This is a genomic window from Qipengyuania flava (assembly GCF_019448255.1).
Taxonomy (GTDB): Bacteria; Pseudomonadota; Alphaproteobacteria; order Sphingomonadales; family Sphingomonadaceae; genus Qipengyuania; species Qipengyuania flava_A.
Genome location: NZ_CP080410.1, coordinates 397,006 through 410,620, shown reverse-complemented (window position 1 = coordinate 410,620; position 13,615 = coordinate 397,006). Strand labels below are relative to the sequence as shown.

At 66.1% G+C, this 13,615-nt stretch carries 10 protein-coding genes; 5 read left to right on the top strand and 5 right to left on the bottom strand.

What is annotated here, in order from left to right; genetic code table 11:
* Positions 1-41 precede the first annotated feature (41 nt).
* The gene (guaA, locus tag KUV82_RS02080) at positions 42-1,616 is read right to left on the bottom strand and encodes a glutamine-hydrolyzing GMP synthase (protein WP_219955257.1); all 1,575 of its coding nucleotides are present in this window, start codon (positions 1,614-1,616) and stop codon (positions 42-44) included.
* A gap of 80 nt (positions 1,617-1,696) precedes the next feature.
* Here guaA and KUV82_RS02075 point away from each other — a divergent pair, with 80 nt between their 5' ends.
* A complete protein-coding gene (locus KUV82_RS02075; protein ID WP_219955256.1) occupies positions 1,697-2,938 on the top strand; it encodes a TCR/Tet family MFS transporter in 1,242 nt (413 codons plus the stop codon).
* A gap of 413 nt (positions 2,939-3,351) precedes the next feature.
* The gene (locus tag KUV82_RS02070) at positions 3,352-3,636 is read left to right on the top strand and encodes a UrcA family protein (RefSeq protein ID WP_219955255.1); all 285 of its coding nucleotides are present in this window, start codon (positions 3,352-3,354) and stop codon (positions 3,634-3,636) included.
* 56 nt (positions 3,637-3,692) lie between these two features.
* Here the strand turns inward: KUV82_RS02070 and KUV82_RS02065 are convergent, their stop codons facing one another.
* The 4 genes from KUV82_RS02065 to KUV82_RS02050 are packed head-to-tail and all read right to left on the bottom strand — an operon-like array spanning position 3,693 to position 8,499.
* The gene (locus tag KUV82_RS02065; RefSeq protein ID WP_219955254.1) at positions 3,693-5,249 is read right to left on the bottom strand and encodes a class I adenylate-forming enzyme family protein; all 1,557 of its coding nucleotides are present in this window, start codon (positions 5,247-5,249) and stop codon (positions 3,693-3,695) included.
* Between the two features lie 31 nt (positions 5,250-5,280).
* Positions 5,281-5,985, bottom strand: coding sequence for a ZIP family metal transporter (locus tag KUV82_RS02060; protein WP_219955253.1), 705 nt, complete (start codon positions 5,983-5,985; stop codon positions 5,281-5,283).
* Positions 5,979-7,364, bottom strand: coding sequence for an L-serine ammonia-lyase (locus KUV82_RS02055; RefSeq protein ID WP_219955252.1), 1,386 nt, complete (start codon positions 7,362-7,364; stop codon positions 5,979-5,981). Before KUV82_RS02055 ends, KUV82_RS02060 begins: the two co-directional genes overlap by 7 nt.
* A gap of 52 nt (positions 7,365-7,416) precedes the next feature.
* On the bottom strand, positions 7,417-8,499 hold the full coding sequence (locus tag KUV82_RS02050; RefSeq protein WP_219955251.1) for an alpha/beta hydrolase fold domain-containing protein: 1,083 nt from the start codon (positions 8,497-8,499) through the stop codon (positions 7,417-7,419).
* A gap of 62 nt (positions 8,500-8,561) precedes the next feature.
* Between KUV82_RS02050 and KUV82_RS02045 the strand changes: the two genes are divergently transcribed.
* The 3 genes from KUV82_RS02045 to gyrB all read left to right on the top strand — a co-directional run bounded on the left by KUV82_RS02045 (position 8,562) and on the right by gyrB (position 13,612).
* Positions 8,562-8,972, top strand: a complete 411-nt coding sequence (locus KUV82_RS02045; protein ID WP_219955250.1) for a helix-turn-helix domain-containing protein — start codon at positions 8,562-8,564, stop codon at positions 8,970-8,972.
* A 98-nt stretch (positions 8,973-9,070) separates the two neighbouring features.
* The gene (locus KUV82_RS02040; RefSeq protein WP_219955249.1) at positions 9,071-10,969 is read left to right on the top strand and encodes a hypothetical protein; all 1,899 of its coding nucleotides are present in this window, start codon (positions 9,071-9,073) and stop codon (positions 10,967-10,969) included.
* 108 nt (positions 10,970-11,077) lie between these two features.
* Positions 11,078-13,612 (top strand): DNA topoisomerase (ATP-hydrolyzing) subunit B, encoded by a 2,535-nt coding sequence (gene gyrB, locus KUV82_RS02035; protein ID WP_219955248.1) that lies wholly within the window; start codon positions 11,078-11,080, stop codon positions 13,610-13,612.
* Positions 13,613-13,615: the final 3 nt, after the last annotated feature.

Here is a 13,615-nt window from a genome sequence, read left to right as displayed (position 1 = left end):
CTGGAGCCGATCATCGTGCCCGGATGGTCGCTCGGCTCACTTCACTCCCACTCGATCGTGCCCGGCGGCTTCGACGTATAATCGTAAACCACGCGGTTGATGCCCTGCACCTCGTTGATGATGCGAGTGGCGACGCGACTGAGGAAGCTGGCGTCAAAGGGGTAGATGTCGGCGGTCATGCCGTCGGTGCTGGTCACGGCGCGCAGGCCGCAGACGCTGTCATAGGTGCGCCCGTCGCCCATGACGCCGACGGTCTTGACCGGCAGCAGCACGGCAAAGGCCTGCCAGATCGCGTCGTAGAGGCCTGCGTTGCGGATTTCCTCGAGATAGATCGCGTCGGCCTTGCGCAGGATGTCGCAGCGTTCCTTGGTCACTTCACCCGGAATGCGGATGGCAAGGCCCGGCCCCGGGAAGGGATGGCGGCCGACGAAAATCTCGGGCAGGCCCAGTTCGCGGCCCAGTTCGCGCACCTCGTCCTTGAACAGCTCGCGCAGCGGCTCGACCAATTCCATGTTCATGCGCTCGGGAAGACCGCCCACGTTGTGGTGGCTCTTGATCGTGACGCTCGGCCCGCCGGTGAAGCTGACGCTTTCGATAACGTCGGGATAGAGGGTCCCTTGCGCGAGGAAGTCCGCCCCGCCGATCTTCTTCGCCTCGGCCTCGAACAGGTCGATGAAGGCGCCGCCGATGAATTTGCGCTTCTTTTCGGGATCGGTCTGGCCGGCGAGGCCGCCGAGGAACATCTCTTCCGCGTTCACATGCACGAGCGGGATGTTGTAATGATCGCGGAACAGGGTGACGACCTGCTCGGCCTCGTTCATCCGCATCAGGCCGTGGTCGACGAAGACGCAGGTCAGTTGGTCGCCGATGGCTTCGTGGATCAGGACCGCGGCGACCGCGCTGTCGACGCCGCCCGACAAGCCGCAGATGACCTTGCCATCACCCACCTGTTCGCGGATTTCGGCGATCTTGGTCTTGCGGAACTCGGCCATGGTCCAGTCGCCCTTGAGGCCGCAGACGTGGCGCACGAAATTGGCCAGCAGCTTGGCCCCGTCGGGCGTGTGCACGACTTCGGGGTGGAACTGGGTGCCGTAATACTTGCGCTCTTCATCGGCGATCACCGCGAAGGGCGCGCCGTCGCTGGTGGCGACGATCTTGAAGCCTGGTGCGAACTGGGTGACCTTGTCGCCGTGGCTCATCCACACCTGGTGGCGCTCGCCCGTCTTCCAGAGACCGTCGAACAGGGCGCAGTCTTCGGTGACGGTAAGATAGGCGCGGCCGAATTCGCCGCCTTCGCCCGTCTCGTGCCCCGGACGGACTTCGCCGCCGAGCTGCTGGCTCATCACCTGCTGGCCGTAGCAAATGCCGAGGATCGGCAGGCCGCTGTCGAACAGCACCTGCGGCGCGCGGGGCGAGCCTTCGTCGCATACGCTGGCCGGGCTGCCCGACAGGATAATGCCCTTGGGCTGCATCCGGTGGAACGCTTCTTCGGCCTGGCTGAAGGGCGCGATCTCGGAATAGACACCCGCTTCACGCACACGGCGCGCGATGAGCTGGGTGACCTGGCTGCCGAAGTCGACGATGAGGATGGAATCGGGGAGGTGTTCTGCCTGCATGGGCCCCGTTAAAGGCAGCGCGCACCCGCTGTCCAGCGTTGGCGATTGCCTTCCTGCGGTTGTCCCCATAGGCCGAGACCATGAGCGAGGCCGCTTCCCTTTCCGCGCCGCAGCGCAAGCGGGCAATCGCATTCCTCTTTGCGGTCGTGCTGATCGACATGATCGGGTTCGGGATCGTCATGCCGGTCCTGCCCCAGCTGATCATGCACCTGGGGCAGATCCCGGTCGACACCGCGGCGCTGTGGGCCGGCTGGCTCGGCGCGGGCTATGCCGCGATGCAATTCGTTTTCGCACCGATCCTTGGCAACCTTTCGGACCGGTTCGGGCGGCGCCCGGTGCTCCTGCTCGCGCTGCTCGGGTTCGGGATCGACTACATCATCATGGGGCTCGCGCCCTCGATATGGTGGCTCGTTATCGGTCGGTTCGTGGCTGGGATCACGGGAGCGAGCTTTTCCGCCGCCTACGCCTATCTGGCGGACATCACGCCGCCCGAAGAGCGCGCGCAGAGCTTCGGGATCATCGGCATGGCCTTTGGCTTCGGCTTCATCCTGGGGCCGGCGATCGGCGGGTTCCTCGGCGAATGGGGGCCGCGCATACCCTTCTACGCCGCCGGCGGGCTGGCGCTGGCGAATTTCGCCTTCGGGTTCTTCTTCCTGAAGGAGAGCCTGCCCGAAGAGCGCCGCCGCCCGTTCCGACTTGGGCGCGCCAACGCCTTTTCCGCCCTGAAGGCGCTGTCCGGCCAGAGCCCGACGGTGCTGTGGTTCGTCGCCGCGCTGGCGCTGTGGCAGCTCGCCCACCTCGTCTACCCCTCGGTCTGGGCCTATATCGCCATCGCCGCCTACGGGTGGAGCGAGTGGAAGATCGGCCTGTCGCTGATGATGGTCGGCGTCACCAGCGCGCTGGTGCAGGGATTCGGCCTCAGGCTGCTCATTCCCCGCCTGGGAGAACGGGGCGCCGTGAAGCTCGGCGTTGCTTCCGTGTGCGCGGCGGCCCTCGTCTATGCGGTCGCGTGGGAAGACTGGATCGTCTTTGCCGGCATTCTCATCGGCGGGTTGCAGGGACTCGTCATGCCCTCGATCAATGCGCTCAACTCCAAGGCGGTGGATTCGTCGAGCCAGGGCGAGCTGCAAGGGGCGACACAAGCGGTCGGGAGCCTCGCCGCCATCGTCGGTCCGCCCTTCTACACCATCCTTTTCGCCCGCTTCACCGGGGAGGATGCGATTGTGCACTTCCCTGCAATTCCCCTGGTCGCATCGGCACTTATTGCCCTCGCAATGCTCGCAATCTTCAGCTTTGCCGCAGGAAAGCTGGCGAAATCCTAGTTGCGCAAAACGCAACAAGTTTCAAAGTTTTCTCACTTTCGTTCGCGAGCAAGTAAGATTATTACAAGCCTCACAGCCGGACGGTGAACCCTGACCCTCCCGTCCCGGACGAGTTACAGAAGCGGCGGTACCCCAAGATGCCTCCCCTTCTGGCCTTCCTTGCCACAGCGGCCGGCCACAGGCCCCCCGCACCGGCAAGGCGATATGGCAGCGAGTAGAGACGCGGCCGCCGACATTCCTCTCCCTCCCCCCAAGAAGTTGGCGCCGCGTCTCGAAACGCGCTGTTGCCTTGTGTGCACCGCACCATGTCGTTTTCGCAATTGCAGCATTTCGGATTGCAACCCATTCACCGGAGGCAATCCAAGCGGCCCCTCCTCCTCCCCGGGGCCGCAGCAGCAAAAAGGAAAACACCCATGCGTCGCACGCTTATCACCGCCACCCTCGCCCTTGCCGCCGCAGCCGCTGCTCCGGCCACCGCGCAGACCGCACCGGCAGACGCCGTCGCCGTCGAGTACGGCGATCTGGACCTCTCGAACGAAGCGGACGCGCGCAAGCTCGACCGCCGCCTGCGCAACGCTGCGCGCGAAGTCTGCGGCACCTCGAACTGGGTCGACCGCTTCTGCATCAGCAACACCTACAAGAATGCCCGCGCCACGCTGAAGGCGCGCACCTCGGTGGCTCTCGCAGCGACCAAGTAAGCATCACCCCATTTGCGGGAAGAGGGGGCGGAGCCACGGCGGCTTCGCCCCCTTTTTCATTCCGGCAGCCCGCGCCGGGCGGCTTCGTCGCGCAGCTCGGTTTTCAGCAGCTTGCCGATATGGCTGCGCGGCATGTCGTCGATCGCGTGAAGCTGTGCGAGGCGCTGGGTCTTGCCCAGCCGCGCGTTGACTTCGGCGCGGATCGCTTCCGGATCGCGCGCGCCGTCCTTTAGCGTGACGAAGCCGACCGGCGTTTCGCCCCATCGTTCGCTCGGAACGCCGATCACCGCGGCTTCCACCACGTCGTCCTCCTTGACGAGCTCGTCTTCGAGGTCGACCGGGAAGATGTTGAAACCGCCCGAAATGATCATGTCCTTTGCCCGGCCCACCAGTTCGACGAAGCCCTCGGCATCGACCCGGCCGATATCGCCCATGCGCTGCCAGGTTATGCCGGTCTCGGGATCGGTCCAGTAGCCCTCGCGCGTCTTCTCCGGCTGGTTCTTGTAGCCTGCCATCATGGTCTGGCTGAGCCCGATGAGGTTGCCCGCTTCGCCAGGCGCCACCGGATTGTCGTTGTCGTCGAGGACCTTCAATTCGCTGCCCGGAGCAGGCCTTCCCACCGTGTGCAGCTTGTCGGGAAACTTGTGCGCCTCCAGCAGGCAGACCACCCCGCCCTCGGTCATCGAATAGATCTCGATCAGCGCGCCCGGCATGCGATCGAGCACTTCGCGCTTCAATTCCGCCGGGAAGGGCGCGGAGGTGCAGTATTTGAGCTGGAGCGATGAAAGGTCGAACTCGTCGAAGCGCGGCTCCTGCATCAGCCGGCGGTATTGCACCGGCACCAGCATGGTCGCGGTCGTCTTGTCCGCTTGCGCAAATTCGAGCCAGCGCAGCACGTCGAACTTGCGCATGACGCGGACCGTGCCGCCCGCCAGAAGCGGGGGCAGGAAGGCGACCATGGTGGTGTTCGAATAGAGCGGCGTCGAGGCCAGCGTGCGCACCGGCATGCCGTTTTCAAGCCAGCTCGAAGCGGTGGCGGCAAACTGGCGCCAGCGCATCTGGTGCGAATGGACGATGCCCTTGGGCACGCCCGTGGTGCCGCTCGAATAGATGATGTTGAACGGATCGCCAGGGGCCGGATCGAAGGCGGGCGCGCGCGTACCTTGCGCCGCCATCCAGCCGTCCAGTTCCTCGTCGAGCACGATGCGCGTCATGCCGGGAAAGCAGTCCTCCCCCAGCTCGGTCAGCTTCGCGCGGTCGATGAAGATGTGCTTCGCGCCCGAATCGCGCGCCATGCCGGCGAGCTGGTCGGGGCTGGCGCTGGTGGTGAGCGGCGCGGCCACCCCGCCTGCGCGCACGGCGGCGAGGAACACCAGCGCATAGGCCATGGAGGAATAGCCGAGGATCGCGACCGACTGCCCGCGTTCCAGCCCGTCCTCGGCCAGCCGAGCTGCAATCCGCTCGACCCGGTCACCGAGTTCGGTCCAGCTCAGCTCGCCCGTCTCGTCGCGCAGGGCGACCTGGTCACCCAGCGCGGCGGCGTTGTCGGCGATGATGTGCGGAAAGCTGCCGAAAGGTTCGGCCAGCTTGGCTGCGGTCTGTGTCTCTCCCATGCGCGCACCCTATCGCGGCGCGCGGCGCTGTCTAGCCGCCCGACAGGCTGCCGAGCGAAAAGGCGAGGATCACGCCCAGAGCGGTGGCCACGCCTGCCCAGTGACGGTCCTCGCGGAAGGCCTTGGGAAAGACCTCGGTGGCAAGGCTCGCGACCACGGCGCCGGCGGCGAAACAACGAATCACGGCGAGCGTGCCCTCACCCACGCCCGCAAGCGCCAGGTTGCCGACGATTGCGGCCAGCGAGAGCAGGATGGCCGTGCCGATCCACAGCGCCATGACCTTCCCGTTCGACCGTCCGCCATCGGCCATCGCCCGCGCGCCGCCGGCCGCCTCGGGGAGGTTCGACAGCAGGATCGACCCGGCCAGCGCCGCGACTTCCATCCCGCCAGCGCCGATCAGCGCGACGCCGAGCGCGAGGTTCTCGGGTATGCCGTCGAGCGTGATGGCCGCCAGCAGCCCGCCGCCATTGTCCGAACCCCATTTCTCGTCGATGAGATAATCGCACACGGCGAACACGATGGCCCCGGCGGCGACCCCCAGCATGGCGTGGAACACGCTCGCCTTCTCGATCGAGGGTTCGATCAGTTCGCTCGTCACCGACAGCAGCAAGGCCCCGCCCGCGAGCGCCACCAGGAAGCCTTCGACGCGCTTGGGCAGGCGCCCGTAAATGCCCCAGGCTGCCCCGACGACCAGGGCGCCGGATACGACCAGCACCACGGCAAGCAGCATCAGCATTCGATCACATTGACCGCGAGCCCGCCCTGGCTCGTTTCCTTGTACTTGCTGCTCATGTCGAGCCCGGTCTGGCGCATGGTCTCGATGACCTGGTCGAGGCTGACGCAGGTCTCCGCCTCGGTCCGGTGCAGCGCGAGGCGCGCCGCGTTGACCGCCTTCACCGCGCCGATGGCGTTGCGTTCGATGCAGGGCACCTGCACCAGCCCGCCCACCGGATCGCAGGTCAGGCCGAGGTTGTGCTCCATGCCGATTTCCGCGGCGCAGGCGACCTGCGCAGGGGTCGCACCCCACAGCGCTGCAAGCCCTGCGGCGGCCATCGAGCAGGCGACGCCGACTTCGCCCTGGCAGCCCATTTCCGCGCCCGAAATGCTCGCGCGCTGCTTGTAAAGAAGGCCGATCGCGCCTGCCGTAGCCAGGAAGGTTCGGCGACTGTCACGGCAGGGGTTCTCGTCGGCAGTCACGCAATAGAAGCGGATAACGGCGGGGATAATGCCCGCCGCGCCATTCGTGGGGGCGGTAACCACGCGCCCGCCGGCGGCGTTCTCCTCGTTCACGGCCATGGCATAGCAATTGAGCCAGTCGAACAATTGCTCGCGCTCGTTCGATTGCGGGTTGGCAGAGAGCGTGTCCCACAGATCGGGCGCCCGGCGCGCGACCTTGAGGCCGCCGGGCAGGATCCCGCGCTGGGTCAGGCCGCGATCGATGCACTGGTCCATCGCACGCGCCACGCGGTCGATGCCTGCCAGCGTGTCTGCGCGCGGGCGGAAGGCGTCCTCATTGGCAAGGACCAGCTCGGCGATCGAGAGCCCGGTATCGGCGCAGGCTGCCAGCAGCTCTTCGGCGGAACCGAAATCATGCGGTACGGGCGTGCCGGTCGCAATGCGGTCGCCATCGGGCTTGCGCCGCAATTGCCGCTCGCTCGCGACGAAACCGCCTCCGGTCGAGAAATAGGTCTTCTCGGTGAGCTGCGCGCCGCCTGCATCGAAGGCGCGTAGGACCATCGCGTTGGGATGGAGATCGGGAATGATATGCCCGGCTAAGTCGATGTCGGAAGCGCGGTCGAAAGCGATGGTGCGCTCCCCGCCGAGCGCGATCCGACCCTCGGTCGCGATCGTCTCCAACGCGCGCTCGCCTTCGTCGGGGTCGAGCGTGTCGGGGCGATAGCCGGCCAGGCCGAGAATGGTCGCCGTCACTGTCCCGTGACCGATGCCTGTCAGCGCCAGCGAGCCCTGCAGTTCCACCGCCACCCGAGCCGTGTTCGCGTTGTGTCCGCTGCGCTCGAGATGCCGCACGAACCGCCGTGCAATGCGCATCGGCCCCACCGTGTGCGAGGAAGAGGGACCGATCCCGATCCGGAAGATGTCGAGCACCGAAAGCATGGTGCGCGCCCCTGCGCCGTCTCTGCCGTAGCGTCAAGCGAAGTCGCGCGCCTCAGCGCTCCTGCGCAATGAGGCCCTGCGCAAAATCGCCGGCGAGCGCGAGCGAGCGGTCCGCATCGCGCGAACGGAAGCGTTCGAGGTGATGGCGCGGGCTGTCCCAGTAGTTCATCTGCACCGCCACCTCTGCCTCCCGCGCCCGCTCGGCCAGGCCAACGGCGTCGTCGAAATGCATGTCGTAGCGGCTGCAATGGATGACCATCGGCGGGAAACCGGCAAGGCTGGCGTAGAGGGGTGAGGCCCGCGGGTCGGTCGGCAGGGCCTCGCCCAGGTAAAGCCGCGCGCTGAAGGCGGCGGTTTCCATGCGGAAGGGGCTGTCGTTGCTGAGGCTCTTGGAGATGTAGGACCAGCCACGCATGGCGAGGTCCGCCCAGGGCGAAAACAGCATGGCCCCCGCCGGCATCGGCAATTTGCGCGCCCGCAGTTCGAGCAGCATCGAGAGCACCAGCGTCGCGCCTGCGCTATCGCCGGCAACGACGATCCGCTCGGGCCGCTGGCCGGAGGCGAGCAGCGCGGCGTAGCGATCTGCCAGATCGTGGATTGCGGCGGGAAAGGGATGTTCGGGCGCGAGCCGGTGACGCGCGATGACCGTCTCGCAGCCGCAGGCCTCGCCCAGCCGGAACGCCAGCGCGACCTGCGCGGGCGACGGCGGGAGGATGAAGCCGCAGCCCGGCACGTAGAACAGGGTCGGGTCCTTGGGCACCGGCGGCTCGGCGTCGGGTTCGCCCTCATCCTCGATATCCTCCCAATGGGCGATCTCCGCCGTAGAGGACCATGCCCCTCCCTCGCCGGTCGGGGCCGAGCTCATCGGGTTGAAAAAGCCATAGCGACCGGTGTGCGTGGCCGTGCGGAAGCGGTCGAACAGGCGCCCGGCGGTCTCGTAATCGTTCGCTTCGTCAAGGACCCGGCGGATCGTACGGGTGAGCGTGTAGGCGATCACCGCGTTCTCCGCCCGGGCCCGTGCGTCCGACAGCCAGCGCAGCACGCCTTCGCCACTGCGCTGCACGCGGCGCGCGATGTCCTGCGTCTCGAGCCGGAGCAGACGCTCCTCCAGCGCGACGGGCCCTGCGGTGGGCATGGCAGCGACTTCGCTTCCCCCCATGCGCTGTGGTATACACAGAAAACCGGCGGAGAGGATAGATGGACCCAGCGGGAGACGAGGACGACAAAGCCCTGCCGCCCGAACGGCTGGCCCAGCTCGACCAGCTGCGGTTCGAAGGCGTGTCGATCGGCAGCGAGCCCGTGTGGCAGGACCGCGTGCGCGAGATCTTCCGTCAACTCGACCCGGAGATCGCAAGCGAGGTGGCGGATCGGCTGGTCGACGCACTGGGCGAAGAACTGGTCGATTTTGGCGTCTTTTCCGAGCGGTACGGCCTGACCGCGGCGGAGGAATTGCTGGTGCGCGCGGTGGCCGATGGCCTGTCCGTGCCCGAACACGCGGAGAAGCGCGGAATTTCGGTCAACACCGCGCGCGTGCACATGCAGCGCGTACTCGAAAAAACCGGCGCGCGGCGGCAAACCGACCTCGTGCGGATGCTGTTCAGGCGCTGACCGGACACCCCGGCTTCTACCGGCATAATCAAAATGCATGACGCGCGCGCTCCGCTCGGCGCGCACACTCCCTTTCGGCTCAATCAGGGGAGTTCATCATGCAACGATACACCAAAACAGCCTTGGCCTGCGGCATGGCCGCCTGCGCGCTCGTCGCCCAACCGGCTTCCGCGCGCACAATCCAGCCGCAGCACTACATGGTCATTGACCGCGAGGAGACTGCGGTCGATCGCGCCTACCGCATTTGGCTGCAGTGCAATGTCGTGCGCCGCGGCATGGAATTCCGCGGTAACACGGCACGTCCGCCCATCTTCGACCATATCGACCAGCACGGGCTCGGTGGCGCCTATTCACGCGCTCGCGGCGAAGCGCAGGAGCGTCTGAACCGGCTTCTAAGCGAATTGCGGAACGCATCGGACGCCGAGCTGCAAAGCGCCCGCGAAGCGTATGAGAGCTACGCAGCGCTCGTCCGCAAGCTTCCGGCGGACGGCGCGATGGTCGATTGCGACAATCCGCCGCGCGATATTCCGGGGTACGAGCGCTACTGGCAAGCCTACGACAGCGAGACCGATCAGGAATACCATCGCCGGACCCACGCCACCGGTGACATCGCCCGCATGTTTGTCGGCGATCCGCCGCCCGATACCGTCGCCGAACCCACAAGGCAGACCGAAGGCTATATCGAACCGAGTGCCGAGCAGGCGCTGCTCGGCGCGCTGGGCATTCGCGACGCCTGCGAGCGCGGCGAGGAAATGGCTGCGGGGACGCAGGTGCGCTACTTGCGCTACTATGATGTCCTGCGCGAAGAGCGGGACGGCCTGGAAGCGTTGATCGAGGCAGAGGATGATCCGGACCTCAAACAGACGTACCAGGATCGCCTGGCGCGGATCGAGAAGGAGATGGCGCAGCTCCCGCCGCCTTCGCGCCTGCGCTGCGTGACCACCGTGCCGGAGCCGGACCCCGACCCGATCATCGCAGCCGGGCCGTCACCGGCGAGCGCGCCCGCGCCGTCCGACCCGTTCAGCACCACGACCAAGCTCGAAGGCGAAAAGCCCGACGCGTTCCTCTCTGCCTACCTTCGCTGGGATGGCACGCTGGACACCCCGCCACCGATCGGGATCGGCTTCCAGCGCGATGGAGCCCCCGGCAGCGCGCCCGAAAACTACGCCGACACGGTCAATATCGCGCCCCGCGTCGGATTCGGCATCGAGGCCGGCTTCGGCGATGCGCGCCTGAACTTCGACTATGCCGCGAGCGACCGGGCAGCGACCTTCGCTATCCCCGACACCGTCGACAGCGGGCCGGTCTATGGCGACCTGTCGCCCGGAGGCAGTTCGGGCATCGCCACGCCCTTCGGAGCCGAGGGCGAGGTCGCGCGCGACGACCTCACCTGGGCCATCGGCTTCGGATACGAGTTCGAGTTCGCCGGCGGCGGCGTCGAGCCTTCCGGCTCGCGCGCTTCGGTCGAGCCCTATGTCGAATTTACCCACCACCGGACCCAGTTCGATGGCCTGATCCGCGGAAGCGGAACCCGTGGCGGGTTCCTGTTCGAATACGAACAGCAGCGCGAACAGGAAATCAGCGAAGACCATTACGAGCTCGGCGCGCGGGTCAACTTTTCCGACGAATTCGCCCCGCGACTGCGACTGGGATTCGAAGGTCAGGTCGGCGTCTACAGATACGACACCGACCTCTCCTCGCTGGAAACCAACAGCAACAACTTCACCGGCCCGCCCGATGGCAGTTTCACCGTCGCGATCGAGGACGATGACGGCGGCTTCGGGTTCCACACCGGGTTCGGTGCCTTTGCCGAATACGATCTCGGCGGCGGGCTCAGCCTGACATTCAGCGCCGACATCGACCATCGCACGAAGCGCTCGACCATCTGGAATCCGTTCTCGGGCGACCAGGTGTTCTTCGACGGCGAGACCACCCGGATCGAGACCTTCAGCGACACGCGATACGGCTTCCAGGTGACCCTGGGCGCGGGTTTCTGACGCTCCCCTGAGCACGCCTGCGTCAAGGGGCGAAGGGCGCGGTGGATAAACCGCGCCCTTCGTGCCGTGATGCTTGGGATTCGGCCCTCGCGCGCCTATATCATGGGCATGACTGACAACACCGAAAACCCGGCTGAAAACGCCGGCGGCGAAAGCAAGCGCAAGGGCGAATACGGCGCGGATTCCATCAAGGTTCTCAAGGGGCTGGATGCGGTGCGCAAGCGCCCCGGCATGTATATCGGCGATACCGACGATGGCAGCGGCCTCCACCACATGGTGTTCGAGGTATCGGACAACGCCATCGACGAAGCGCTGGCGGGCCATTGCGACCTCGTCCTGATCGAACTCAATGCCGACGGCAGCGTCTCGGTCGAGGACAATGGCCGCGGCATCCCGGTCGACATGCACAAGGAAGAAGGCGTGTCGGCGGCAGAGGTCATCATGACCCAGCTGCACGCGGGCGGTAAGTTCGAAAACACCAGCGACGACAACGCCTACAAGGTGTCGGGCGGCCTCCACGGGGTGGGCGTTTCGGTGGTGAACGCGCTATCCGAATGGCTCGAACTGACCATCTGGCGCGACGGCAAGGAACACTGGATGCGCTTCGAGCACGGCGATGCGGTGGAGAGCTTGCGCGTCGTGGGTGATGCGCCGCCGGTCGCTTCCAACGGCGATGAAAACGGGCTGAAGAAAGGCACGCGCGTGACCTTCAAGGCCTCGGAAGAGACGTTCAAGAACGTCACCGAGTTCGATTTCGACAAGCTCGAGCACCGCTACCGCGAGCTCGCCTTCCTCAATTCGGGCGTCCGCATCCTCCTGCGCGACACGCGCAGCGAGGAGATCCAGGAGCACGACCTGTTCTACGAAGGCGGCATCGCGGCTTTCGTGAAATACCTCGACCGCAACAAGCAGGCGCTGGTCTCCGATCCGATCGCCGTGTCGGCCGAAAAGGACGGCATCGGCATCGACGTCGCGCTCGAATGGAACGACAGCTATTACGAGAACGTCCTCACCTTCACCAACAACATCCCCCAGCGCGACGGGGGAACGCATCTCGCCGCCTTCCGCACCGCGCTGACGCGCACGCTCAACAATTACGCGAGCGCGAGCGGGCTGATGAAAAAAGAGAAGGTGTCGCTTTCGGGCGAGGATATGCGCGAGGGCCTCACGGCGATCGTCTCGGTCAAGCTGCCCGATCCCAAGTTCTCCTCGCAGACCAAGGACAAACTGGTCAGCTCGGAAGTCCGCCAGCCGCTGGAAGGCCTTATGGGCGAAAAGATGGGCGAATGGCTCGAAGAGAACCCCAACGAGGCCAAGGCCATCGTCCAGAAGGTGATCGACGCCGCAGCCGCCCGCGAAGCGGCGCGCCGCGCGCGAGAGATGAGCCGCAAGGGCGCGATGAGCATCGCCTCGCTCCCCGGCAAGCTCGCCGACTGCCAGGATCGCAATCCGGAAAACTGCGAACTCTTCCTGGTCGAGGGTGATTCCGCAGGCGGCTCCGCAAAGCAGGGCCGCGACCGCAAGACGCAAGCCATCCTTCCGCTGAAGGGCAAGATCCTCAACGTCGAGCGCGCGCGCTTCGACCGGATCATTTCGTCGAAGGAAGTCGGCACGCTGATCCAGGCGATGGGCACGGGCCTGCGCGACGAATTCGACCTCGAGAAACTGCGCTATCACAAGATCGTGATCATGACCGACGCCGACGTCGACGGCGCGCATATCCGCACGCTGCTGCTCACCTTCTTCCACCGCCAGATGCCCGAGATCGTGAAGGCCGGGCACCTCTTCATCGCGCAGCCGCCGCTCTACAAGGTGACGCGCGGCAAGAGCGAGGTCTACCTGAAGGACCAGGCGGCCTACGACCGCTACCTGATCGCGCAGGGCCTCGACGGGCGCGTGCTGGAAAGCGCGGGCGGTGCCGCGCGCGGCGGCGGCGAGCTGGAAGCGCTGGTCGATCATGGCCTGAGGATGCGCAACCTGCTCGGCTTCGTGCCGCGCAAGTACAAGACTGACCTCATCGAAGCGATGGCGCTGGCAGGCGCACTCGATCCGTCGGGCGACCGTTCGGCAGCGCTCGACCGCGCCGCTGCGCATCTCCAGATGGGCGATCCCGAAGCCCGCTGGAGCGCCGAAATCGGCGCCGACGGCAAGGTCCGCCTCAGCCGGCTGTGGCGCGGCGTGACCGATGTTCACGAGATCGACGCCGCCTTCCTCGACAGCGCCGAAGCGCGCAAGCTGCACCGCATCGCGCAGGACTTCGCTGATGTCTACGCCGCGCCCCAGCGCCTTGTGCGCAGCGGTGCCGTTGCCGAAACGGAAGAGGTCGAGACCGAGGACGGCGATACCGATACCCCGATCTTCGATGACGATGCGATCACCCTGCCGACCCAGCTGCTGGAGGCCGTCATGGCCGCCGGGCGCAAGGGCCAGAAGATCCAGCGTTACAAGGGTCTTGGCGAAATGAACGCCGAGCAGCTGTGGGAGACCACGCTCGATCCCGACAACCGCGCGCTGCTGCAGGTGAAGGTCGAGGACGCGGACGTGACCGACGAAATCTTCACCCGCCTGATGGGCGACGTGGTCGAACCGCGGCGCGAGTTCATCCAGGATAACGCGCTTAACGTCGCGAACCTGGACGTTTGATCC

Bases quoted from the DNA above. Each gene is read 5' to 3' on its own strand.
- guaA (WP_219955257.1), bottom strand. From the start codon at position 1,616: ATGCAGGCAGAACACCTCCCCGATTCCATCCTCATCGTCGACTTCGGC.
- KUV82_RS02075 (WP_219955256.1), top strand. From the start codon at position 1,697: ATGAGCGAGGCCGCTTCCCTTTCCGCGCCGCAGCGCAAGCGGGCAATC.
- KUV82_RS02070 (WP_219955255.1), top strand. From the start codon at position 3,352: ATGCGTCGCACGCTTATCACCGCCACCCTCGCCCTTGCCGCCGCAGCC.
- KUV82_RS02065 (WP_219955254.1), bottom strand. From the start codon at position 5,249: ATGGGAGAGACACAGACCGCAGCCAAGCTGGCCGAACCTTTCGGCAGC.
- KUV82_RS02060 (WP_219955253.1), bottom strand. From the start codon at position 5,985: ATGCTGATGCTGCTTGCCGTGGTGCTGGTCGTATCCGGCGCCCTGGTC.
- KUV82_RS02055 (WP_219955252.1), bottom strand. From the start codon at position 7,364: ATGCTTTCGGTGCTCGACATCTTCCGGATCGGGATCGGTCCCTCTTCC.
- KUV82_RS02050 (WP_219955251.1), bottom strand. From the start codon at position 8,499: ATGCCCACCGCAGGGCCCGTCGCGCTGGAGGAGCGTCTGCTCCGGCTC.
- KUV82_RS02045 (WP_219955250.1), top strand. From the start codon at position 8,562: ATGGACCCAGCGGGAGACGAGGACGACAAAGCCCTGCCGCCCGAACGG.
- KUV82_RS02040 (WP_219955249.1), top strand. From the start codon at position 9,071: ATGCAACGATACACCAAAACAGCCTTGGCCTGCGGCATGGCCGCCTGC.
- gyrB (WP_219955248.1), top strand. From the start codon at position 11,078: ATGACTGACAACACCGAAAACCCGGCTGAAAACGCCGGCGGCGAAAGC.